We start from the raw sequence: 1,040 nt of genomic DNA, 5'->3' as shown, positions 1-1,040 counted from the left end.
TACCGTTTGGAGCAGGAATTTAACCGGGAGGGATTGAAACTGTCCCGGCAGACAATGGCCAACTGGATGCTGAACACCTCGGATACCTGGCTGCGTCCGATTTATGATGTACTGCACAGAAATCTTTGTAAGGAACCTGTTCTGCACGGAGATGAAACCACTCTGCAGGTATTGAAAGAGTCTGGAAAGGCAGCTGCCAGCAAGTCCTATATGTGGCTGTACCGGACCAGCGGATGTGCGGAAAGCCCTATCGTCCTGTATGAATACCAACCAAGCCGCAAGGCTGTGCATGCAGAAGAGTTCCTGAAAGGGTTCTCAGGCTGGCTTCATGCAGATGGATACCAGGGCTACCACAAACTGCCTGAAAATATCCGTGTTGTGGGTTGTTGGGCACATGCCCGGAGGAAATTTGACGAAGCCTTACAGACCCTGCCCAAAGAGGACCGAAAAGGTTCTTTGGCAGCAACTGGTGAGTGCTATTGCACCAGGCTATTCCAACTGGAGGAGTCTTTCGCAGAACTGACGCCAGAAGAACGATATGCTAAGCGCCTGGAACAGGAGAAACCGGTTCTGGACGCTCTGTTGGCATGGGCAAATGAGACGATCTCCAAAACGGCACCGAAATCTGCTCTTGGAAAGGCACTGTATTACCTGCTGGAGCAGTGGCCGTACCTGGTACGCTATCTGGAAGACGGCAGACTGGAACTGAGCAACAACCGTGCTGAGCGCAGCATAAAGCCTTTTGTTATGGGACGGAAGAACTGGCTTTTTGCCAACACTCCGGCAGGTGCTCAATCCAGCGCGGTGATCTACAGCTTGATTGAAACGGCAAAGGAGAACGAGCTCGATCCGTACCGATATCTGCTTTGGGTTCTGCAGAGTGCGCCGGTGCTGAGCCAGGCTGACGAATTCTGGGCTGAAAAACTTCTACCAACCAACGCCCCACAAGAATGCCATGTTCCTCAATAATGATTGATCTCCACCTCAGCGCATTCGCGCCAAGGTGGAGATTTTTATACGCTGTTAGAATTGACGCTTAC

The 1,040-nt window shown here is 51.6% G+C and carries 1 protein-coding gene; it reads left to right on the top strand.

The genetic code is table 11. From position 1 onward, the window contains the following. A partial coding sequence (tnpC, locus tag JQM68_RS13595) for an IS66 family transposase (RefSeq protein WP_235223558.1) occupies positions 1 to 969 on the top strand: 969 nt, incomplete at its 5' end. Between the last annotated feature and the right edge of the window lie 71 nt (positions 970 to 1,040).

Origin of the sequence: Oscillibacter valericigenes, assembly GCF_021531435.1 — a bacterium.
Lineage (GTDB): Bacteria > Bacillota > Clostridia > Oscillospirales > Oscillospiraceae > Oscillibacter > Oscillibacter valericigenes_B.
The sequence above is the reverse complement of the archived record's forward strand: the minus strand, read 5'-3'. Positions and strand labels throughout refer to the sequence as shown.